Source organism: Nitrospirota bacterium, assembly GCA_040757335.1.
GTDB lineage: Bacteria > Nitrospirota > Nitrospiria > 2-01-FULL-66-17 > 2-01-FULL-66-17 > JBFLXB01.
In genome coordinates this window covers 273,908-296,656 of record JBFLXB010000001.1, presented here as the reverse complement: position 1 = coordinate 296,656, position 22,749 = coordinate 273,908, and the positions used below count along the sequence as shown (strand labels likewise).

General features: G+C 62.6%; 14 protein-coding genes and 1 tRNA gene. 1 reads left to right on the top strand and 14 read right to left on the bottom strand.

Features of this window, described 5'->3' with window-relative positions:
* Nucleotides 1-10 precede the first annotated feature (10 nt).
* The 12 genes from AB1451_01365 to AB1451_01310 all read right to left on the bottom strand — a co-directional run bounded on the left by AB1451_01365 (nucleotide 11) and on the right by AB1451_01310 (nucleotide 18,549).
* Nucleotides 11-2,119 carry a biotin/lipoyl-containing protein gene (locus AB1451_01365; protein MEW6681562.1) on the bottom strand — a complete coding sequence of 703 codons (2,109 nt, stop codon included), beginning with the start codon at nucleotides 2,117-2,119 and terminating at the stop codon, nucleotides 11-13.
* A gap of 285 nt (nucleotides 2,120-2,404) precedes the next feature.
* Nucleotides 2,405-3,859, bottom strand: coding sequence for a biotin carboxylase N-terminal domain-containing protein (locus tag AB1451_01360; GenBank protein MEW6681561.1), 1,455 nt, complete (start codon nucleotides 3,857-3,859; stop codon nucleotides 2,405-2,407).
* Between the two features lie 127 nt (nucleotides 3,860-3,986).
* A complete protein-coding gene (locus tag AB1451_01355; protein MEW6681560.1) occupies nucleotides 3,987-4,799 on the bottom strand; it encodes an NYN domain-containing protein in 813 nt (270 codons plus the stop codon).
* A 72-nt stretch (nucleotides 4,800-4,871) separates the two neighbouring features.
* Nucleotides 4,872-5,687 carry an RNA methyltransferase gene (locus AB1451_01350; protein ID MEW6681559.1) on the bottom strand — a complete coding sequence of 272 codons (816 nt, stop codon included), beginning with the start codon at nucleotides 5,685-5,687 and terminating at the stop codon, nucleotides 4,872-4,874.
* Nucleotides 5,688-5,694: 7 nt separating this feature from the next.
* Nucleotides 5,695-7,620, bottom strand: a complete 1,926-nt coding sequence (locus tag AB1451_01345) for an ATP-binding cassette domain-containing protein (protein ID MEW6681558.1) — start codon at nucleotides 7,618-7,620, stop codon at nucleotides 5,695-5,697.
* A gap of 1 nt (nucleotide 7,621) precedes the next feature.
* Nucleotides 7,622-12,442 (bottom strand): multicopper oxidase domain-containing protein, encoded by a 4,821-nt coding sequence (locus AB1451_01340; protein ID MEW6681557.1) that lies wholly within the window; start codon nucleotides 12,440-12,442, stop codon nucleotides 7,622-7,624.
* A gap of 169 nt (nucleotides 12,443-12,611) precedes the next feature.
* Entirely contained in the window at nucleotides 12,612-14,294 is a 1,683-nt protein-coding gene (ilvD, locus tag AB1451_01335; GenBank protein ID MEW6681556.1) for a dihydroxy-acid dehydratase, read from the bottom strand.
* A 356-nt stretch (nucleotides 14,295-14,650) separates the two neighbouring features.
* Nucleotides 14,651-14,725: transfer RNA gene (locus AB1451_01330), tRNA-Gly, on the bottom strand.
* A gap of 111 nt (nucleotides 14,726-14,836) precedes the next feature.
* Nucleotides 14,837-15,709 (bottom strand): 50S ribosomal protein L11 methyltransferase, encoded by an 873-nt coding sequence (prmA, locus tag AB1451_01325; protein MEW6681555.1) that lies wholly within the window; start codon nucleotides 15,707-15,709, stop codon nucleotides 14,837-14,839.
* A 176-nt stretch (nucleotides 15,710-15,885) separates the two neighbouring features.
* Nucleotides 15,886-16,653, bottom strand: a complete 768-nt coding sequence (locus AB1451_01320; protein ID MEW6681554.1) for an ABC transporter permease — start codon at nucleotides 16,651-16,653, stop codon at nucleotides 15,886-15,888.
* Between the two features lie 94 nt (nucleotides 16,654-16,747).
* The gene (locus AB1451_01315; protein ID MEW6681553.1) at nucleotides 16,748-17,710 is read right to left on the bottom strand and encodes an ATP-binding cassette domain-containing protein; all 963 of its coding nucleotides are present in this window, start codon (nucleotides 17,708-17,710) and stop codon (nucleotides 16,748-16,750) included.
* Nucleotides 17,707-18,549, bottom strand: coding sequence for a cobalamin-binding protein (locus AB1451_01310; protein MEW6681552.1), 843 nt, complete (start codon nucleotides 18,547-18,549; stop codon nucleotides 17,707-17,709). The genes AB1451_01315 and AB1451_01310 overlap by 4 nt, the downstream gene beginning before the upstream one ends.
* Before the next feature lie 245 nt (nucleotides 18,550-18,794).
* Here AB1451_01310 and AB1451_01305 point away from each other — a divergent pair, with 245 nt between their 5' ends.
* Nucleotides 18,795-19,382, top strand: a complete 588-nt coding sequence (locus AB1451_01305; protein MEW6681551.1) for a hypothetical protein — start codon at nucleotides 18,795-18,797, stop codon at nucleotides 19,380-19,382.
* A 45-nt stretch (nucleotides 19,383-19,427) separates the two neighbouring features.
* Here AB1451_01305 and AB1451_01300 read toward each other — a convergent pair whose 3' ends face one another.
* Both AB1451_01300 and AB1451_01295 read right to left on the bottom strand, forming a co-directional pair.
* Nucleotides 19,428-21,284: a tetratricopeptide repeat protein gene (locus AB1451_01300; GenBank protein ID MEW6681550.1), complete on the bottom strand. Its 1,857-nt coding sequence runs from the start codon at nucleotides 21,282-21,284 to the stop codon at nucleotides 19,428-19,430.
* Complete coding sequence (locus AB1451_01295) at nucleotides 21,284-22,699, bottom strand: proteasome accessory factor PafA2 family protein (GenBank protein ID MEW6681549.1); 1,416 nt, start codon at nucleotides 22,697-22,699, stop codon at nucleotides 21,284-21,286. The genes AB1451_01300 and AB1451_01295 overlap by 1 nt, the downstream gene beginning before the upstream one ends.
* Nucleotides 22,700-22,749 lie beyond the last annotated feature (50 nt).

Here is a 22,749-nt window from a genome sequence, read left to right as displayed (position 1 = left end):
GTCGTGAGCGTCAGGCCTTTTTAGCGCCGCGCGACGAGGGGGGGTTGCCTTTGCGCTCCGCCCACGGGATCTCTCCAAGGACCATCAGCAACTGTTTCTCCACCACAGCCTGGTTCAGGGTGACCGGAATCTCCCGGATCACCCCGTGCATCGGAGCCAGGATCGCGGTCTCGATCTTCATGGCCTCGAGGTTCATGATCTCTTCGCCCTCTTTGACGATGTCGCCCACCTTGAGGCTGCGATTCTTGTCCCCGATCCGCCAGACGTTGCCCATCATGGGCGACGCGACCTGGCCTTTGACCGCTGGATCGGCCAGGCGCACCGCAACTTTGGGACGACCCGCATGGTCCGGCATATCGACAGGGAACACGTGCATGGTGTTGTTGACGGCCAACACCACGTGCCGCACGCCCGCGGCCTCTCCCCCGATCGACACCAGCTTGAACGTGGTGGGTTTTCCGAGGTGATCGATGCGGACCTCGGTGCCCACCTCCTTCAACCCGTCGAACCAGACCGGCGTGGGCAGGACCGTGGTGTTGCCGTATTTGCGGCGAAACGCAATGAAATCCACGGTCGCTCCCGGGTGCTGCAGGTACAGCACCAATTCCTGCGGCGTGGCGCGGCGGTTGATCTTGGCTTCCAATTCCCGCTCGAGCGCGGCAATGTCTTCTTTTTTCTTCTTCGCCAGGGGCGAGGCCTCGATCCGTTCCCTCTTGACCCGCTCGCGCCACCCATCGCCGAACACGGATTGGTACACCCAGTCGTCGGGCCACCCGAACGGCAGCGGTCCGTAGCGGCCCAGGAGCAGACTCTTGAGATCGTCGGTGGCGCGCGCGTAGAGACCCAGCAGCACCTCGCGTTCCGGGGGCGTGAGTTTGTTGAGGCGCTGTCCGGCCGCGATGAACCGCTCACAGACTTCCAATAGGTGCTCGACCTGTTTGTACCCGCCTTCTTTGAAGTGGAACTGCACGATGCCCGCCCACGTGGTCCAGGTGATCTGGGAGCCCGGGGTCACGTCGAAGTACTTGATGAACCGGTTACCGTAGCTCATCCCCCTAAGGATGTGCGGCATGAGGTGCAGAAAGTCGCCTTTGACCGCCTGCTCGAATGAACTGGGAAACGCCCCGCCCGGCATGCGGTGTTCGGTCACCTTGTGCGAGAAGCCCCGGAATTGCGACTCGAATTCCTGGTAGTAGCCGATGAAGTCGGTGATCGTGCGTCCGGCCTCGTCGACCCAGGTCAGATCCAGCTTCGTTTGGAGCCCTTGCTCCTGCAGCAGCGCGTTCACCGACCGCACCGGCGCATGGCCGTAGTAGCGCGTGAAGGGGTCGTCGGTCACGTCCAGGATCTTGGCCCCGGCCTTGGCCGCGGCCACCAGCGCGGGTACGGCCAAGCCGTCGGTGGTGTGGCGGTGGTAATGGATGACCAGCGACGGGTACTTGTTCAGCAGCGCGTCCACGAGCGACGCGATGCGCTTGGGCGAGCCGACCCCGGCCATGTCCTTGATGCACAGAATGATCTCTTTGGCCCCGCCGGTGACGGCCAGGATCTCCCTGGTGACTTTGAGGTAGTAGGCGTTGGTGCAGTCGTCCGACACCGAGAACGAGATGGCGGGTTCGAACAGTTTTCCGCCCTTCATGACCTCCTCCGCAATGGGAATCATGTTGGGCACGTAGTTGAGAAAATCGAAACACCGCCACACGTCCACGTACGGCAGGAAGGCCTTGACCGACAACGTGACCACGTTGCGCGGGTACATGCGGTAGCCCCAGAGATTGGTCGAACGCACCAAGGTCTGCGTCATCACGTCGGGCATCCGCTCTTTCCACAACGCGGCTTCTTCGAACGGGTCGATCTTGTTCTGCAGCAGGTTCTGGTGAAAGCGCGCGCCGCCGTGATTCTCGACCGAAAAGTAACCCGAACGGTTGTACATCGGCGCGAGTCGGATCAGATCGTAGAGCGTGTGCCGGTTCTTGAAATCACTCTGGCCTGTGTCGCGGGGGCCGGTGTTGGTGAAATGGATCCGCGGATCGCGCCGGAGGATGGCGACGTTCTCTTTGGGGCTCAAGCTGGGATGGACCGTCTGTGCCGACGCGGTCTTTGAACGTGTCCGAGTCATTTGAGCTAGAATCCTGCCCAGCTAACCGCGAAGCGGAGCCTGTTCGGGAACGCGTCAGATGCAAGGCGCCGCGAGCACCGGAGCGGAGCGTACTGGTTGCGTACGTGAGGCGAGTGGCGCCACGAAGAAGTGGCGCCAAGCCAGGAGCGCCGCCGAGACGGTGCGGCGGCCGTGGCATCTTGAGAGCGGCAACGCAGCAGATGACCGTTGCTTCGCCACCTGTAGTGTCCCTTCGGGTCGATTAGAGTTCGCGCCCTCGGCGCGTTCAGGTTCATGGACAGGCTCTCAGCGGCAATAGGGATTCCTCCCTATTGCCGTGATTTCCGCGACAAACCGCGCCAGCCTGAGCAGCTCGTCCTCCTCCTCCACGTAATCCAACAGTTCGTCGAGGTGTTTGTCGATAAAGTCGGTGTCGAACCGGCCGGCCACGAAGTCCGGGTGCACCATGATCTTCTTGAGGAGCGGGATGGTGGTCTTGACCCCCCAGATCTCGTACTCGCAGAGCGCGCGCCACATCCGCTCGATGGCCGTGGTCCGATCCTTCGCCAGAGAGCAGATCTTGGTGATGAGCGAGTCGTAATACGGCGGGATCTCCCAGCCCTGGTAAATCCCCGTGTCCGCGCGCACGAACGGGCCGCTGACCTGGCGCAGATAGGTCACTGTACCGAACGAGGGCGCGAAGTGGTTCTTGGGGTCTTCGGCGTTGACCCGGCACTGGATCGCGTGGCTGCGCAGGACGATGTCCTCCTGGCGCACGGTCAGCGGCTGGCCGGCCGCGGTCCGGATCATCAGTCGGATGAGGTCCAGCCCCGCGACCATTTCCGTCACCGTGTGCTCGACCTGGATGCGGGGATTGACCTCGATCGCGTAGTACCGCATTTCGGGATCCACCAGAAATTCGAGCGTTCCCGCGGTCACGTACCCGATCTCCTTCATGGCCTTGACCACGACCCCGCCCATCTCCCGGCGCAGCTCGTCGTTCAGGAACGTGGACGGAGCCTCCTCCACCAACTTCTGATGCCGGCGCTGGATCGAACACTCGCGCTCGCCGAGGTGGATCACCGAGCCGTGTTGGTCCGCCATGAACTGGAACTCGATGTGGCGCGCGTTGCGGATGTATTTCTCCGCGTAAACCCCCTCCGTCGCAAACAGCTTCCCCGCGATGGAGACGGCGTGCTCGAGCGCTTTGGGCGCCTGCTGCGGCGTATCCACCCGTACCATCCCCCGCCCGCCGCCGCCGGCAATGGCTTTGATCATGATCGGCCAGCCGACTTTGTGGCCGAAGTCCACGATCTGTTGCGCGGACGTCACCCGCTTGAGGCCCGGGATCACGGGCACCTTGGCCGCGGCCAGAGTGTCCTTGGTCGCGATTTTGTCGCCCATCGACGCGATAACGTCCGCGCTGGGCCCCACAAAGATCAGCCCCGCGGCGCGGCACGCGCGCGCAAGGTCCGGGTTCTCGGACAGGAACCCGTAGCCGGGGAAGACCGCGTCGCACCCGGTCGCCCGCGCCGCGTCGATGATCTTGCCGATGTCGAGGTAACTCAGTTTGGCCGGCGAGGGGCCGAGGTGCACGGCTTGATCGGCCATTCGGACGTGGTACGAGAGCGCGTCGCAGTCGGAGTACCCGACCACCGACGTGATGCCCATTTCCATACACGTGCGGATGGTCCGGCACGCAATCTCGCCGCGGTTGGCAATGAACAACTTGTTGATCGGTCGTTTCTGACGGTTCGGCATCGTGTCGGGCGTTGTTAGACGACTACGCAGAATAGACCGCGAGTGGGTGGTGGGTCAAGCGAGGTCCGCATGGACGCGCGCGACGAGTTCGACGAAACCGTCCGACAATCCGCCCCGCTCCGACGGCCTACTCCTTTGCAAGACTCTTGATAATGTACCCGCCCGACTTCTCGTCGTATTCGAGGGAGAGCAACCCGCGTGCCTGCGCGTCCTCGAGCAGCTCACCGAACGTACGGTATCCGTGGTACGCCTCGTTGAAGCCCGGACTGCGTCGTTTCAGGGCCTGCTTGACCATGGAGCCCCAGACCTTCTCTTCTTCGCCCCGCTCTTCGAACAGGTCGGCCGCGGTATCGAGGACGAGATCGAGCGCCGCCCGCTTCTTGTCTTCCTCTTCTAGAGGAGCGGCCTTGCGCGTCGCTTTCGCGGTGACCGTCCGACGCGCGGCGCGGCGCTGCTTTTCGGCTTCGCGCACCAAATCGTCGTAGAAGATGAACTCGTCGCAGTTGGAGATCAGCAGGTCTGACGTGGATTTCTTCACCCCCACCCCGATCACCACCTTGTTGTTCTCTCGCAGCTTGCTGACCAGCGCCGAGAAGTCCGAATCGCCGCTGAGGATCACGAACGTGTCGACGTGCGCCTTGGTGTAGCAGAGGTCGAGGGCGTCCACCACCATCCGGATATCGGCCGAGTTCTTCCCGGATTGGCGAACGTGGGGGATCTCGATCAATTCGAACGCCGCCTCGTGCATGACCTTCTTGAACTCTTTGTACCGTTCCCAGTCGCAGTAGGCTTTCTTCACCACGATGTTGCCCTTGAGGAGCAGGCGTTCCAAGACTTTCTGAATGTCGAATTCGGCGTACTTGGCGTCACGCACGCCGAGCGCCACGTTCTCGAAATCGCAAAACAACGCCATGTTCTGAGTTTTGGGTTTGGTGCTCATCACGCTCCTGTCTTCAGGCGGGGACGGATGGTCCCGCCGGACGCGGTCCAATGGTTGAAATGCCATCGTGGCTCACGCGAGCCGTGAACTCAGGTACATGCCGATTGCGCCGCACGCGGCTACGTTCAATGACTCCGCCCGCTCCCCGCGCACCGGAATTCTGAAACGATGGTCGGACAGCGCGATCAACGCGGGCGACGGGCCCGAGGCCTCGTTGCCGATCGCAAACAACAACCGATCTCGGTCACGCAAGACGGATGGCTCGTCCTCCCCGTGGACGTCGGCCGTGGCCACGAGATACCCGCAGTCCTTCAACGCCTTCACGAGACCCAGATACGTCCGGGTCCGCCGAATCCAGACCGACAGCACGGTCCCACTGGCGGCCTGAACGCTCTTCGGCGAAAACGGATCCGCACACCCGTCGCTCAGCACCACGCCCGAGTAGTTGAACGCCGCCGCGGTACGCACCAAGGTGCCGACGTTCCCGGGATCCTGCACGTCCTCCAACAGCAACACGTGCGTGCCCACCGGTTCGGGCAGACGATCCGCGTCGACATTGGCCGGCTGGTGAACCACCGCGACGGCTCCCTGCGGTGTCTTGGTCGAACAGATCGACTCGCATTGACGCTGGCTGACGATCCGGACGGCTTGTCCGCGGTATCGCGGAGCGAGTTCCTCGGTTGCCAGGATCTCGACGATCGCGTCCGGGCGACTCGCGATGATCTGCTTGATGGCCCGGTGCCCCTCGACCAGGAACAGGCCGGACTCGCGACGGCCCTTCGCGGTGGCGAGCGCTTTATACCGTTTGAGGAGGTTGGCCGTCAATGGCCCAACCCCCGCCCCACGTCCCGTGGTCACCGCGACGTACGCTGCGGACTCACGATGCACCGCGTGTTCATGTGCAATCGGCCGCCGTGGCCTGGGTTTCCAGCGCCTCCCACCGCGCGTAGCAGGCCTCAAGCTCCTGGGCCACGGTGTCGAGTCGCGCGAGCGTCGTGGAGATGGTTTCTGCGGGTTGCTGATAGAAGGCCGCCTCGCTGATCGCGGCGTAGAGCGTGGCTTGCTCGGATTCAAGCGATTCGATCTTCGCCGGTAAACCAGTCAGTTCGCGCTGTTCTTTGAACGAAAGCCTATTCAATTTGCCGTCGCGTTTTTCAGGGGATCGCGGCATGCCCTGGGCCCGGCTGACGACTTTCGGTTGAGACACCGACAATGGCGTGAGCCTGGCCTGCCGCGAGCGCACCCAGTCGGAGTACCCGCCCACGTACTCCCCGATCGTGCCCCCGCCTTGAAAGACCAATGTGCTCGTGACTATGTGATCCAGGAACGCGCGGTCATGGCTGACCAGCAACAGGGTACCCTGGCACTCGAGCAACACTTCCTCCAGCAGCTCCAACGTCTCCACGTCGAGATCATTGGTCGGTTCGTCCATAACCAGAAGGTTCGCGGGCTGGGTAAAGAGCTTTGCGAGAAGCAGGCGGTTGCGCTCGCCCCCCGAGAGCGTACTCACCGGCGAGCGCAGACGGTCCTGGGGAAACAGGAAGTCCTGCAAATAACCGGTGACGTGGCGCAGCCGGCCGTTGACCGTGACCATCTGGTTCTCCGCGCCCACGCTATCCATGACCAGGGCCGTGGGATCGAGCTGGGCGCGCTGCTGATCGAAGTAGGCCACCTCCAGATTGGTGCCGCGATACAAACGGCCGCTCGTGGGTTCCAGTTCGCCCACCAGGAGCTTGATGAGTGTGGACTTGCCGGCGCCATTGGGCCCAATGAGCCCGATCCGGTCCCCGCGCATGATGCGCGTGGTCAGATCCCGGATCACCACGGTGTCGCTGTAGCTGAAGGTCACATCTTCGGCCTCGAACACCAATTGCCCGGATCGCTCCGCGTCCTCCAACTTCACCTTGGCCGTGCCCACGCGATCGCGGCGTTGTCGTCGTTGTTCCCGCAGGGCTTCGAGCGCGCGCACCCGGCCTTGGTTGCGTGTGCGGCGCGCCTTCACGCCTTGGCGGATCCACGCTTCCTCCTGCGCCAGCTTCTTGTCGAAGAGCGCGTTGTGGTGCTCCTCGACTTCGATGGCTTCGGCCTTGCGCGTCAGATAGTCGTCGTAGTTTCCCGGCCACGAACTCAGTTGCCCGCGATCCAACTCCACGATGCGCGTGGCCAGGCGCTTGAGAAACGCCCGGTCGTGGCTCACGAACAGCACCGCACCCGCGTAGCCCGCAAGGAAGTCTTCCAGCCAGGTGATGGACTCGATGTCGGGGTGATTGGTGGGCTCGTCCAGCAAGAGCACGTCCGGTTCACACACCAGCGCCCGCGCCAGCATGGCGCGTCGGCGACGACCGCCCGACAAGGTGTGCATCGCAGCCTCCCCGTCCAGGTCCATGCGGACGAGCACGTCCTGCACGCGCTGCTCCAACTCCCACCCATTGAGCGCTTCCAATTGGTGTTGCAGCCCGGACAGGCGTCGCACCGCAGCGTCGCTCTGCGAGTGCGCGAGCTCCGCGGCTACGTGGTGGTAGTCCGAAAGCAACCGCCCCACCTCCGCCAAACCGCCCGCCACCACGTCGAACACACTCTCATGGCTGTCTTGCGCCACATCCCGCGCCAGGTGCGCGATGCGCGTGCTGGGCCTCACCCACACCGTGCCCGACTCCGGCGCCACCTCCCCGCCCAAAATACGCAGCAGCGATGACTTCCCCTCGCCATTGCGCCCCACCAAACACACCCGCTCCCCACGGCGAACCTCCAGCGAAGCCCGCTCCAAGAGCGGACGAGGGCCGTAGGCGAGCGAGACGTTATCGAGGCGGATCAACGGCATATCATTGCCCCAAAGCCAGCGGCAAGATTTCGCGCGAGCCAACCGGCAGCACCCGCAACCATCCCCACTGGCCGGCCATCGTGTAGGGCGGGACATGGTTCTGCCAGAGATATGTCCCAGGGAGATGGAATGGCCCGCCGGCGCCGTCCATCAAGTACACATCTAGCGTCTCATTTCCCCCGAACTGCAGACTACTCATCATGTCGGCTCCCGGCATCTTGGGCTCCAATGGCCACTCATGCCCATCCAGACTAAAAACATGATTTTGCTCGTTGAACGCGCCGAAAACATGAATTCGGACCGGGTCGCCGGCGTGCGCCACGATTGTCGGTGTCGCAAGCTCACGCTGACCCACAACGCACGCAGAAAACATATTGGCAGCCAGACATCCGTTCTCTTCACGCCATGCCCATGGCTCGACGCGGTAGTTGACACCGGTGAGGCCGGCTACTTGAGAAACATAGGGCATGAACGACGTGCGCAAGTTGTCCTCGTCTTGGAAAAAGAGCGACGCATCGCGATAGTTGGACCGTTCGCGATTCTCGGGTATTGAGCGGTCAACGATGACGTCCACTTGCCAGGCGTTCTTGAGCGTGACATCCGATCCGGTCGTCGGATCCCGGTAAGTGGATCCACGCGGACCAACGATAATCGCGCCGAACAAACCATCCCGCACGTTGTTGAGAAAACTTCCCCAGTCCCGAATCAATGCCGCAGTCTCGCCGTAGCTGGGGTGAGCGTAGAAGGTGTAGGTCCTGCGTTGGCCCGGACCAATGGTCTGATCGCCCGGGTTCATCCCCACATTGACGCCCTGAGAGTCTTTGGGATCAAACGCCAACATATCAGCGCTGAAGGAGGCCCTGCTCGACTTCATGTTGTTCTTGAGGGTCACGTTGACGCAGTCGCCGACATTTACGTGCAAGGTCAGGGGCATCGGTTGAATACCGGTCGACGCCCTGCTCGCCTCACCCTCGAGCATGTACAGCTTCCCCGCCGGATTGGCGATTTGAAGCTGGCGGTCAAACTCGCCGTCGATGAACCTTGGAGCCTTGGAATTGTAGTTGAGTTCCCGATCTACTGCGAGAACGTTAAAGGTCTTCACTGGCGCATCGACAGGACACACAGAGGTCGCTGAAGGCGCAACCTCCTCCAGCCCGGGAAGCGGTTTGAGATCCTGCGCCACTCTGTCGAGCACGCGAACGATACCCCAACTGCCCTCCGATAGATGCGACGAGCGACCGTTGTAGTGAAGGTAGTCGCCAGCCATCTGCTGTGGCCCTCCGGCAGTGGTCACAAGATCGTACCGTTCCGCAATCCCCACGTGCTGGGCGTTGCGGGGAGCCGATTTTTCGGCATAACGTTCAGGCCGAAATCCGTGGCCAGCCACATGCCACGTGTGCGATTCATTCATCATTGAATGCAGCAGGCGGAACACGATGGTGTCTCCAAGGTATGCCCGAAGGATCGGCGTACTCGGATCCCGATGAACAACACTTGAAAACACCAATGAAGGTTCGGAATTGATTTTGAGTCGTCGGGCCACGGACTCGGCGCGCATGTTCAGACCGCTGCCGCTCGTGTGCGTCCCACCGTTGAGATGCCTGACCGCGACCCGATCCAAATCATAGGGCATTTGGAATGACAGAGATTGTCCGGCGTCAATCGCGACCTGGAGCGTTTGTCCAGGTGGGTTCCCATCGGTGACGATCTGAGCCGTGGTCGGCACTGTGTCCTGCAGCATCACTACCAACTCGCGGAAGCTCCCGTTCACACCGAAACCGATGGGCTCGGTCGAATGGATGTCGGCAACAGGGCCACTTCGAATCGGAGCCCCGCTTTTCGGATCGTGATACGTGGCGCCCACCGGCTCGACAATCATGGCGCCGACAGCACCATGCGGCCACGTCGTCATACCCATGGCGTGGTCGTGCCAAAACACGGTCCCGACATCCGCATCGACCCAGTAGCGGTACCGGACGAACTCTACGGACGCGATCTGGCCCTTTTTATGATCAAACCGAAGCGGCTCCGCAAACGTGATCGCATCGCCTTGAATGTCCTTTATCCACAACACCTCGGACGTCTCGACCTCGTCCATGCCGATCATCAAGTCTGTCCCAACATGAAAGGGGTTGGCGCCGTCGGCCATTTTGACTCTGATGGTGTTCGCGCCTGCCTTCACATCGTCGACCAAGACCGCGTTCATCGGCGTCGGCAAGCCCTTCTGCTTCGTTTTGTTCATCTGGATAAACGGACGAACCGACTGTTCGTACGAAAAACCGGTGATCACCCCGTCTGATCCCTGATTATCGAACTGAATAAAATGGGGGTGAATATTGACCTTGGACATCTGAAAATTGGTGGTGTCGTTGTCCTCCCACTCGCTCTTGAGGATCACGTCCACACAGTCGTACACATTGGCCCGGTACACCAGGGGAATCGTCTTGTCACTCGCTGGATTCGCCCGAACCTCGGCCTCGTCCTCCTTCAAGACATACAAAAGACCTGTGGGATCAACCACCGGCTTCGCGGCGCCAAGAGCCTGGGACAACTGGATTGGAGTCTCAAGAAAGTGAACCGTGTACTGTTTACGGCCGGCGTTTTCCGGACACAGGCTCCACCGCCCGTGCTCCCCTGGTTTCGCCGGTTGGTTGGTCTCTTGCCCTGGTCCGCCTTTGCTCCCGGGCTCGGTCGGCAATGAGCCATTGTCCTTGTCCATGTGAATCGGTTCCAACCACGGCGCAGGGCCGTGATGACGCGCAAACGGCGGGCGTTTTCCGAAATGCGGTTTGAAGTGCGGCCACGCGAGCTTTCCGGTCTCCTGATCGAACAAGATCGGCGGACGTCTTCCCGGCATCGGGGATCTGTACTTCGGCCACGGGAACCGGCCGGTCACTTCGGGTTCTCCCAGCGCTTTGGCGCCGTCCCAGGTCCAGTCCCACACTGTGGCGTCATGGGCACGGACCTGGCCTTCCTCATCGGCCGTATGTCCCGGCTGTCCCGCAGGCGGGAGCATCATCGCGACCCAATCGCGCAGCGACACGTCTGGGATGGGTTTCGACCAATCGGACCCTGTGTCCCTGATGCTCCACTTCTTGTCGTACCAGTCCATGGTCTGGCCGATCAGTTTGTCCGAAGTGACTGCAGGCTTCATTCGGCTCTTGCGATCCGGAAGCTCCTGCAGCGGCGGCATGGTATCGGTGCTCGCGAAGGGGTAGTTTCCCGTCTGAAGTGTGTTGTACACGCGCCAGTAGGACCACATGCCCGCCACATAGTGGTGCGCCACATGGCAATGAAAGAGAAAATCGCCCGCCAATCCCTGGCATAGTCCCGATCCGCACTCGGTTTCCAGGTCTAACGCTTCGGACGGCCCAATGACCTGCGCGTCCACTCGGTCGGACGTGGTCCGAATGACCGGATATTTCACGGGGCCGTCTTGGGCCGCGGTCATGATCTCAGCCGCCTTGGTATCGGCTTTGGGCTGGCGTAGCCAACGGATCGCCCCGCCGTGCGGGTGGTGTGAGTGAAAGACCTGTCCTCCGCCATGGATCACACGGAATTTCGCTGGGTCGCCAACATAGGAACGAGGTATGGGCGCCGGAGTGTCCCCAAACGTGTAGGCGCTGTACGAAAGCGATTCGTCCTCAAAGTGAAAATACTCTTCCTGCAGCGCAAGATTATTGACACCGAACGGTTCGCTCCGATAGTTCAGCGCCCTGCCCGATGGATTGTATGCGTCTGTGTTGGGGTCACGCCCCGGAATTGTCTCCCCGTGCCTATTGAGCACCCGAAAGCTCTTATCTCCGATTTCGTGGTAGAAGATGACGAACTCTCTGAAATCTGGGGTCTGCGGATTTGCAATCATGGCCTGCCACCCGCTCGTCGTCTCGAGTCCGGTAAGCGGATCGAGATATGTGGAACCGGTCGGCTCCACGATGAGTGCCCCAAACATCCCAAGTAGGGTCTGATCGACTCCCACATGGCTATGAAACATGTGACTTCCCTCTTGCTCTGCGGGACGGACAAACCACTCGAAAGTCTGACTCCTCCCAGGCTTCACCGTGGAATCAGGATTGACCGCGGTCGCCGGCTGGCCCGTCACCTTGACGATCAGGCTCGTGCCGTGAATGTGGAGACCGACGTCCTCATCATCGAGGGCGTTTCGAAGCAGGATCTCAACGCAGTCACCTTGGTTGGCCCGGATCGCCAATGGCTGGATCATATCGGTCTGCAGGCCTGTGGTGGCTGATCCCGGATCAAACCGTCCGCCCTTTGCGCGTGCGCTCCGATTGAGTCTCTCTTCCCGGCGGACCTTGTCGACATTCTCAGTCAGGACGTACATGTAGCCTGGGTGGAAGTCCATCCACCGATTAAGCGGATTCTCCACATTGATCGCCGAGATATCGAACTCTTTCTTCGGCGCTGATTTGGGGCAATGCCCGCCTGCCGTGACGGTTTCCCCCTTGCTGGACGGGCCAAGAAAGAAGCTCCGGTCCATCTGCTGCATCGCACCGGTCCGACTGAACGCGCCTTGGGGTGCGTGATGTCCATGACCTCCGCCTCCTTGAGCAATCTCTTCCATCAACCGCTGCATCGCGGCCTCGACTTGCTCACGATGCCCTGCGCGGCCCTCCGCCGCGTATTCGTCTGAGACCTGGTCCGCGAGTCGCTGTTCCCACGATTGGTTAGAGCGGTGCTGCCCGTTGCCGTCGGCAGCCCCGGTTTCGGCCCGTGACGGCGATTGAGTAACAAAGAATCCTGCCAGCACTAGCCAGAAGATCAGGAAGCTACCGCTGCTGCCACGTTTGAGGTCACGCGTCATCGGTTCCTCCTTCGTTGGCAGGCAGCGGACCGCGGGCGTGAAAAACGGGCAACACGTTTCGCATGGTCGTTCATATCAGCGTCCGGATAGTAGATCGGCCTGATGCCTGACTCCGGACGAACGCCGACGGCTGGATGCCGTCGGCTCGGCAACGAAGACGATCGAAAAGCTACCCCTTGACCCGCGTCACCGCGCCTTCCGACGCGGAGCTGACCGAGGCGGTGTATTTCGCAAACACGCCGGTCTTGTACCGCGGTTCGGGGGCTTTCCAGGACTTCAAGCGATTCTTTAACTCATCGCCGGAAACGTCGATATCGAGGCGACGTTTGGTAATGTCGAACGTGATCATGTCGCCCTCGCGCACCGCCGCGATGGGCCCACCCACCGCGGCTTCGGGGGCCACGTGGCCAGCCATCAACCCTTTGGTGGCGCCGGAGAAGCGACCGTCGGTGAGGAGGGCCACGCTGTTGCCGAGCCCTTCCCCGAACAAGGCCGCGGTCACGCCCAGCATTTCGCGCATGCCGGGCCCGCCCTTGGGGCCTTCGTAGCGGATCACTACCACGTCGTTCTCGCGGATCTGGCGCTTGGTCACGGCGGCCATGGCATCTTCTTCCCGATCGAACACACGCGCGGGTCCGCGGTGCACCAGGCGTTCGTGCCCCGCGACTTTCACCACGCAGCCTTCCGGCGCGAGGTTGCCTTTCAGGATGACGAGGCCACCCGTGGCTTTGAGCGGTTTGTCGATAGGCCTGAGGACTTCCTGCCCCGGCGTCTCCACCGCGCCCGCAGCCTCTTCGGCAACGGTTTTGCCGGTTGGCGTCAACTGCGAGCCGTCGAGCAGTCCGGCCTTGACCAGGCGCTGCGCGACAAGAGGAATCCCGCCCGCGCGATCCAGATCAGCGGCCACGAACCGGCCGCCTGGTTTGAGGTCCGCGATCAACGGCGTGCGTGCGCTGACCACGTCGAAATCGTCGATCGTGAGCGGAATGCCCGCTTCGCGCGCCATCGCCAACAAGTGGAGCACCGCGTTGGTGGACCCTCCGGTCGCAGCCACCGACGCGATGGCGTTCTCCAACGCCTTTCGCGTGAGGATCTTGCTCGGTCGCAGATCGCGCCGCAGCATGTCCATCACGACCTGGCCCACGCGGATGCCAACCTTCTCCTTGCGGGGATCGATCGCGGGCACGCTCGCGGTGTTCATCACCGACAAGCCGATGAACTCCATCACCGTGGCCATGGTGTTGGCCGTGAACTGCCCCCCGCACGCGCCTGCGCCCGGACACGCCGAGTCTTCGAGCAGCTTGAGATCCGCGTCGCTCATCCGGCCCGCCGCGTTCGCGCCCACGCCCTCGAACACGTCTTGGATCGTCACGTCCTTGCCGTGGAAGTGACCCGGCTGGATCGACCCGCCGTACAACACGACGCCAGGGACGTCGAGGCGGATCAGCGCCATGGCGCCGGCCGGAATGGTCTTGTCACACCCCACCAACACGATCATCGCATCGAACAGATACCCGCGGCCCATCAGCTCGATCGAGTCGGCGATGACTTCGCGGCTGACGAGCGATGCTTTCATGCCCTCGGTGCCCATGGTCACGCCGTCGGAAACCGAAATCGTATTGAACTCCATAGGCGTGCCGCCGCCCGCCCGAATCCCGGCCTTGACGTGGACCGCCAAGTCGCGCAGCCCGTAGTTGCACGGCATGGTCTCGGTCCACGTATTCGCAATGCCCACAATGGGCCGCGCCAAATCAGCGTCGGTAAACCCGATGCCCTTGAGCATGGCGCGAGCCGGCGCGCGATCGCGGCCGTCGGTGATGACACGACTTCTGGATTTGGGATCAGACGACATCGAAGCGGACTCCTTCTCGGTTAAGATGCGTGCCCCATAGTACCAAAGGAGGCATCAGCGAAGGAAGTGACTCCAGTGCGCGCTAAGATAATAGCCGTTATGTTCGACCCTCGCGGCTCCGCCGCGAGGGAGGCTGCTCAAGATCATTGGGATTGGAGCGGTCACAACCGACCCCTGCGCAGAGGAGGACCAGCACGCCACTCAACAGGCGTTGATCCGCCGGACAAGATCGGCTCATCGCCCTGCCATCTCGAACGATGACCGAAAGAACCATTCGGTGTTCAAGCGAGGACGGGGGGACCCCAGGACTTGGCGGTCCGTGGCGGGACACCGCGGGCGTCATGAAGATGGAGATTTGGAGCGGGAAACGGGATTTGAACCCGCGACCCTCGCCTTGGCAAGGCGATGCTCTACCGCTGAGCTATTCCCGCTTGTCTGATCGTCAGAATTTCCGGCCAATGCGCGGCCGAAAACACGCCGGGTTTTGTATCACGCCGGGCGGGTGAAGTCAACGTGCCGCGCGCCATCCCATAGGCCGCAGGCTACCGCTCACGTGGCGCAGCAACGTCAGCGGCACTCGCTCGCTTGACGTGCAGCGCCACCCACTCCCCGGCCTCCTTGCGCGCGATCACGCGCAGATCAGCCGTGGCCAGCGCATCAGCAACTACAGCTTCGCGCTCGACCAGGATCCCTGAGAGGATCGCCTCCCCCGTTGGGGCGAGTGCGGCGCTGATTTGCGGCATCAGCTCACGCAGATCATCAGCCGTCAGGTTGGCGACAATCAGGTCGTACGGGCCGCGTTTCCAACCTGACTCGGCATCGACCACGGACACGGTGGCGGACACCGCATTGGCTTCGACATTGCTCGCCGCGGTCTCGCGCGCCTCAGGGTCGATCTCCGACGCCACGACCCTCCCCGCGCCCACCCGCGCCGCAGCAATGGCCAGAATGCCCGACCCGGTACCGAGATCCAACACAGTGGGATGATCGTCCTGTTGCAGCCGCTCGTCGAGCAGCTCCAGGCACATCCCGGTCGTCTCATGGTGCCCGGTGCCGAACGCCATCCCCGGATCCAGGATCACGACCCGCTCCCCCGGCTCCGCGGCATAACGGCTCCAACTGGGCACGATCGTCAGCCGCGGCGTGACGCGCAGCGGAGTCACGCTCGCATTCCATGTCGCGATCCAGTCCTGATCGTCGACCGGCGAGATCACGCAATCGCCTTGTCCGAACGATACGGACATTTCCTCAAGTAACGCTTTAACAGCCCTCGGGTCTGCAGTGGCCGGGAAATACGCCGTGATCCACCCCGGTTCCGCCTCCCAAACGCCGGCACTGCCCCGCGCAATCAAAGCCTCCCCCAGAATGTCGGCAAACTCAGACTTGACTCGAAGCGAAACGGAGATCCAGGACATGATGAGATGTTCTTGTGTCTTTGTCTCGACCGTGTCGCGGAAACATCGGACACGGAGCCTGTTCAGGAGCGCGTCAGATGCAAGGCCGCAGGGCGCGCGGCAACCGGAGCGTACTGTGTCGTACGTGAGGATTGCCGCGCGCCCGAGAACGCAGCAGATGACCGCTCATGGACAGGCTATCTCATGCCCCGAAGGAGGATGCGGTTACTCCAGGCAAGACACACCGCGTCGAACACCGCCAGGATGACCAGCACTTTGACGATGTGGATGTGCCAGCCGGTCAGGATCAACCCGCGCACCGCGTCGATCGCGTACGTCATGGGGTTGAGCCTAGCGATCCACGCGAGCCACGCCGGCATGATTTCCAGCGGCGCAAGGGCGCTGCTCATGAAAATCAGCGGCAGCGTGATGAACCCCATCACCGAAAAAAACCCGCCGTGCCCCTTCATCGAGAAGGCCAGACCCAACGAGATCGCGGTGAATCCGATGCCGAGCATCATGCCGATCACCAGGATCAATGCGACGCCGAGCCACCCGGTGGCGGGGTGCACGCCGAAGAGAAACGCCATGGCGAGAATCATCAACGCCTGCAGGCCGGTGATAATGGTCACGAACAGGAACCGGCTGATGATCAGCGCGCTGCGCTTGATCGGCGCGGCCATTAACCGCTCCAGAAAACCGTTTTCCTTGTCGAACAGCATCTCGATTCCGCCGGCCAGCCCGCTGTTGAGCACGGTCATCACGACCACGCCGCCCGTCATGAACGCAATGTAGCTCGGCGCTTGTACCCCCGTGATGGCCGTGGCGTTCTTGAACAGGTTTCCGAACAACACGAGCCACAACACCGGCTGGGTCAGCCCGAAGACAATGCTCAGGGGCTCGCGCCGGAAGCGCTGGAACCAACGCCGCGTCATGGCGGTCACTTCTTGGAGGTAGGGGGACATGGTCACCTGGAAATCGTTGTTCGTTGTTTGTTGTGTGTTATTTGCAGGGCTTTACCAACCAGCAACCGACAACGAGCACCGCCCAAGCACCGTCTCATTCCCATTCATCCTTGATCTGATGCCCCGTGTAATGAATAAAAACCTTTTCCAAACTCGGCCGGGTGTACTGGATCGCTTCCAGTCGCGCACTCTGGTTGTTGACCGCGTCGAGCACGCGAGTGAGGATCGTCTTCGACGGCGTCACGCGTAACTCCAGCGAGCCGTTGCGGCGCGCGACCTGGATCACGCCGTCGAGCCCCTTGAGCGCGATGGTCAGCCGCTCCAGCAGCGCGTTGTCCGCGCCGTCAGGGGTGAGCGACAAGACGTCTCCCTGCAGGCTCTCTTTGAGCTGCCGCGGCGTGCCGAGCGCCGCGAGCTTTCCGTGGTCGATGATCGCGAGACGATCGCAGAGCTGATCCGCCTCGTCGAGGTAGTTCGTGCTCATGACCATGGTCATGCCTTGGGCTTTGAGCTCCCGGATGTGGCGCCAGATCAACGTGCGGCTCTCCACGTCGAGGCCCAGGGTCGGTTCGTCCAAGAAGAGGATCTTCGGCCGATGAATCAAGCCGCACGCGATCTCCAGGCGTTTCTTCATCCCGCCGGAGTAGTTCATCACCACCTCGTCGGCCCGGTCCGTCAGCCCCACCATGTGCAACGCCCACCGGGCACGCTCGATCCCCGCGGCCTTGGGCAAATGGTACAGGTCCGCGAACAACGCCACGTGCTCCCGTCCCGTGAGCGCGCGGTCGATCGCCCGTTCCTGCGGGATGTAGCCGATGAGGCTCCGCACGCGTTCGGCGTCGTCCTTGACGCGGGCCCCGCCCACCACGATCTCCCCCGCATCGGGTTGCAACAGCGTGATGAGCATCCGCATGGTGGTGGTCTTGCCCGCGCCGTTGGGGCCCAGCAGGCCGAATACCTCGCCCTCGTAGACCTCGAGGGACAAGCCGTCAACCGCCGTGGTTTTGCCGAAGCGCTTCACCAGTCCGACGGCGCTCACGATCGGGGGGTTGGTCACGCCGGACGCGCCTCCCCGACTCGCTCCATCGACCAAGCGGCGATCAGGTCGGCCATCCGTTTCATGCCCTTCACTACCCCGGGACCCGGTTGTAGGATGTGGGCCGACTTGATCTCGTGGACGTGGCCGGTGCGCACGGCTTCGATCTCGCCCCATCCGGGACGGGTCGCGATCCGATCCCTGCGAACTTTTTTCCCGCACCATGAAGCGAAGATCATGTCGGGGTTCCGGCGCCGCACCTCGTCCGGCGCCACCACGCGGTCCTTGGCGGCTCCGCACCGGCTGATATCAGCGAATACGTCGTCGCCCCCGGCCAGGGTCATCGCTTCACTGACCCAACCGATCCCCGCGATCAGCGGTTCGGCCCATTCCTCGAAGTACACGCGCGGCCGGCGGGGCAGGACCGCCGCCGCTTGAACCACGGCGGCGCACTCCCCGCGGATGCCGTCCACCAACGCCGTGGCCGCGGGCTGCGCCCCCACCACCTGGCCCAGCAGATCGACCGCCGCACACACCCCGTCGACGCTTCGCTGGTTGAGGTGCAACACGGTCGCTCCCCGCCGGACCAGCGACGCGGTAATTTCGGCCTGCAGGTCGGAATATGCGACCACCAAATCCGGTTTAAGAGCCATCACCCGTTCGATATCCACCGTGGTATACGCGCCAACTTTGGGCTTATTTCGCGCTTCCGGCGGCGTGACCGTGTATCCGCTCACCCCCACCACCCGGTCGCCGGCACCCAGCGCGTACAGAATCTCGGTGCTTTCGGTGGTGAGACACACGATCCGTTGCGGACCTCGGCTCGTGTGAAACGCAGCGGCAGCGGCGGTTGTGGGCATCGAGTGATCGAACGGCGACGGCGCGGTCTCGCTTCGCGAAAGTGGGCGATTATAACATCGCCTGCGACAAGCCTCAAGGCGCAAACCGCTATCATTGCCGGGAGAACTATGCTACGCTTGCGATCGTTCGATGGGCCGGGACGGTGCGCGTGACCGGCCGCGTACTCCCGATTGTGAGACCTGTTCGAAACGACGACGATTCCCGACCCTGCAGAGCCGGACGGTTACGAATCCCCGGCTCGCGCGTGAGCCAGGTCCTCGCCGTACTGCTCCTGATCGCCGGATGGGGCCTCGCCATTTCGGCGTGGGCGGAGGAAGGCCCGCCCAGTACGCCGCCTCCGTCAACCGTCCCCGAAGCCCCCTCCGCTCCCAAACCAAAGCCCCAGGCGACCCCTGCTCAGCCGGACGATCAAGATATCGTGCTGCGCGGGATCGTCACCACGCGGGGTCCCGACGATCCGCGCGTCGGAATCGGGCTCTCGGGCGAAATGCGTTCGCCCCTCCCCTGGGAGCTCGAGGGCGGCCCTGGCTTCGAGCTGGATTTCTGGCAGGGGCAGGACAGCGGCAACGTCTTCAGTTACCTTCCCGTGTACTGGGTGCTCGAGTATCACCCGGTTGACCGGTATCCGAAGGCCTTTCTCTCCGGCCGATTCGGCTTCGACACGTTCGGACAGGAGGGTGACGATACCCTGGCATCCAGGATGTACTACGCGCTGGGGATCGGTCTGAACACCCACCTGGACGGGCCGAAGATCCTGCAGTGGGAGATCCTCTACTCGCGGATGCGCGGGGCGTTTCCAGGCATCGGACTGTCGGTCGGCTACCGGTTCTAGACACGAAACGGTACGGCCGACGCGATGGCTCGATCGCGTGGCTTCTCAGGAACGCTCCGCGTTCAGTTCGCGGATGGCGATTTCAACGCTCGCCCGGAATCCTTCCCCGGATTCCGTATCCGGCAGGAGTTTCAGAAGGGTCTCGTACTCTCGTTTGGCGTCCTCCCTGCGGCCGGCCCCTCGATAGGCGGCCGCCAAGTTATAGCGCGCCATGATCGAGGAGGGTTCGACGACCAGCGCTCCTTGAAACGCTTCGATCGCTTCGTTCGTTCGTCCGAGGTCGACGAGGATGGCCCCCAGGTTGATATGGGAGGCGACGCGCGACGGACGTAAGGCGAGCGCCTTGCGGTAAGCCTTGAGTGCTTGTTCGCGCTCACCGACCTTTTGGTAGGCCACACCGAGATTGAACCAGGCAAATTCTCTGGAGGGATCCTCGCGCACCAGGGCTTCGTGCTCGGTAATGACGTTCACCCATCCGCCTCGTCCCTGGCGAATGGCCTCGATTTGACGATGAATGTCTTTTAAGAGGGGGTTGAGCGCCCGCGCCTGCTCAAACGCCTCCAGCGCCTCGTCGTTCCGATCAACCGCGCGCAGTTGAACCCCGAAATTGTATTGCGCGGTCACGCTGTCAGGGAAAGCGTGCGCCGCATGTTCCCAGGCGGTCAGCGGCGTTTTCCAGGTCTCGGCGTACACCACCGTCGCCACGGCCCAGATACCGTAGACCGCCACCGTCACAGCAACGACCGCGACGCGCCGGACGCCTTGGAGCCGTTCGAGCAACCAGACCGCCGTCAGCGCAGTGAGCAACGCGAGTCCGAAATCAGCCGCGTACGCCCTCTGCTCGAACAACAGCGCGCGCGTCGTGATCCAGGGCAGCACGCAGGAAGGCGCCACTGCCATCACAAACCAGAGCGGACCGAAGGCCCAAACCCGGTGGCCGGAAACAACGCCCCACGCGATCATCGTGATCGCGGCAAGCAGGACCACCATCGCTGCGAACGTCCTCAAGTCCCAGCCCGGCTCCGTCACGGCGAACGGATGGTCAAGCGACAATGGCCAAGGGAAGACCCAGAGCTGGACATAGCCGGCTGCGAGGCGCCATGCGGTCCACACCAAACCGAGCAGACCGGATCGATCCGGACGAGGGTCCGGTTCGCTGAAGGGGTGCAGGACGACGGAACGGATCCACACAAACGCGATCACAAGGAGAATAAACGGCACCAAGGGTCGCCAGCGAATGTCCCGCCAGCCACGATTGTGTCCCACCGCCTCGGTCAACAGCAGTAGAGCGGGCAGCGCAGCGGCGGGCTCTTTCGTCAGCAGGGCTGCGCATCCCAGTCCTAGTGCGAGCGGATACGACCACGGGGAGCCGCCCCGACGAAATGCGGCATACGCCCACGCGGTGCCCAGCGTCAAGGCTCCGGACAGCCCGGATGAACGGGCCGAAACGTAGTCCACGATCTGGACGTGCACGGGATGAATCAGCATCGCGGTCGCAACAAGCCACGCCGTCAGAAGACCGACCCCCAAACGTTGCGCCAATCCAAACGCGATCAGAGCCGTTGCCAGATGGACGACAAGATTGGTGGCGCGATACCCGCGACCATCCAGTCCCCAGAGCGCGTAGTCCAACGCGAACGAGAGCGTCAACAGCGGCCGGTAGACGACATCTCCCTTTTCGTGTCGTTGGGCGGTGGCCATCGCGGTACCGCCGTCCGTGAAGAACCGGCTGGGCGTCCGCAACGAGTGAACGGCAGGATTCTCGACGATCACGTTCGCGTCGTCGTAGTGGAAGCTCGCAAAACGCAGGCTGGGCAGATAAAGCGCGACACCGAAAACGATCAGGCTGAGCCACGCGGCAAGCGGGGCGGGCCGGCGGGATACCAACTGCGTTGGTGCCATCAACGGGGATTATGCTGCGTGAAATGATCCAGGACGGCGCCACTGTAGGTCAGAAACGGGTCCGGCATCCGCAGCGGCGGCCGCCCTTCCACCATGAGCCCCGACCACGTGATCACGTATCGTCCGTCGCCGGCCATCAGGTGTTTGATGGCCTCACCCCGTCCGAACGCACGGGTGTTACGCGGCGGGTGGGCCACCGCCAACTCCGCGGCGTCGTCGGTGATGTAGCGGTGAACCCGTCCTTCCTCCGACAACGCGAAGTACAACCCCTGCGCCGTCTGCAGGTTGTGATACTCCAGATCGAGACTCTTGAGCCAGGGAGCGTCCCAGTCGAGGCCCTCGGCCTCTCGAAACGATTCCAGCATCCACAACTTGGACGCCCAGTCGAGCCGTCCGACGAGCTTTTCGTAGTCACCCCGGAGATCGGTAAGCACGCGTTGCCATTCGTCGATGACCCAGTCCATCTCCTCATCGCGCCCGTAATAGCGACGCGCCGCCTCGGCGTACCGCTCTTGAATGTCGATGGCCGAGATCACCCGCCCGTCGTTCAACTCCACGAGCCACCGGCGCGACGCGTCGCGAGAAATCGCGTGCAACGAGCCGACCGGGTCGGGCAACGTCAAATCCGCGAAGCTCACGCCGTCCTCGATCAACTGGAGGACCAGACACGTGGTGCCGATTTTCAGCGCGATGGCGACCTCGCACAGATTGGAGTCTCCCAGCAGGAGGTGCAGGCGGCGGAACCGTTCCGGGTCGGCGAGGGGCTCGTCGCGCGTGTTGATGATGGCCCGGTTGCCCTGCACCCACTGGAAAAATTCGTTGACGATATGGTCGGACCGCTGCGAAATCTGAAAGGTCGCGTCGGGCCGCTCCACTTCATCGCTGATCCGCACCAACCCGGAGGGCACGCGCGCGGCCCCGACCCGACCCGCGCCGGCGAAGAGTTGGCGCGTGACCAAAAACGGCACGAGTTGATCCAGGCCCTCACGCGTAAACGGAAAGGAGCGACGCACGAGGTAGTTCTCGTGCGACCCGAACGTCGCGTCGGTCTCGTGGTCGATGTTGTTCTTGATGATCGACGCGCGCTCGGCGAGCCCCACCTCTTCCAACGCCCGCTGCACGATCACGTCGCCGGCCCGCTCGTACGCCACGGCGTCGGCCAGCGTGGCGCACTCGGGACCGGCGTATTCCAGGTGCCCCATGTCCACGTACAAGCGGCCGGCGTTGAGCAGGAACCCTCCGTTGCCCACGGGTTCGTCGTAATCGCGATGGTGAAGGTCGATGAGGCCGAGGCGCTTTTCGTGAAAGATGAAGTCCCTCAGCCGGTGGGCGATCCGTTCGGGCGCTCGCAAGCGCTGATCGGCGTGGCTCAGCAGCCCGTACTCGGTTTCGATGCCGACGATCCGGTCCAGCACAGTGGCGCCTTAGAAGTGTGTCCTGGTATCCCATTCATGGACAGGCTCTC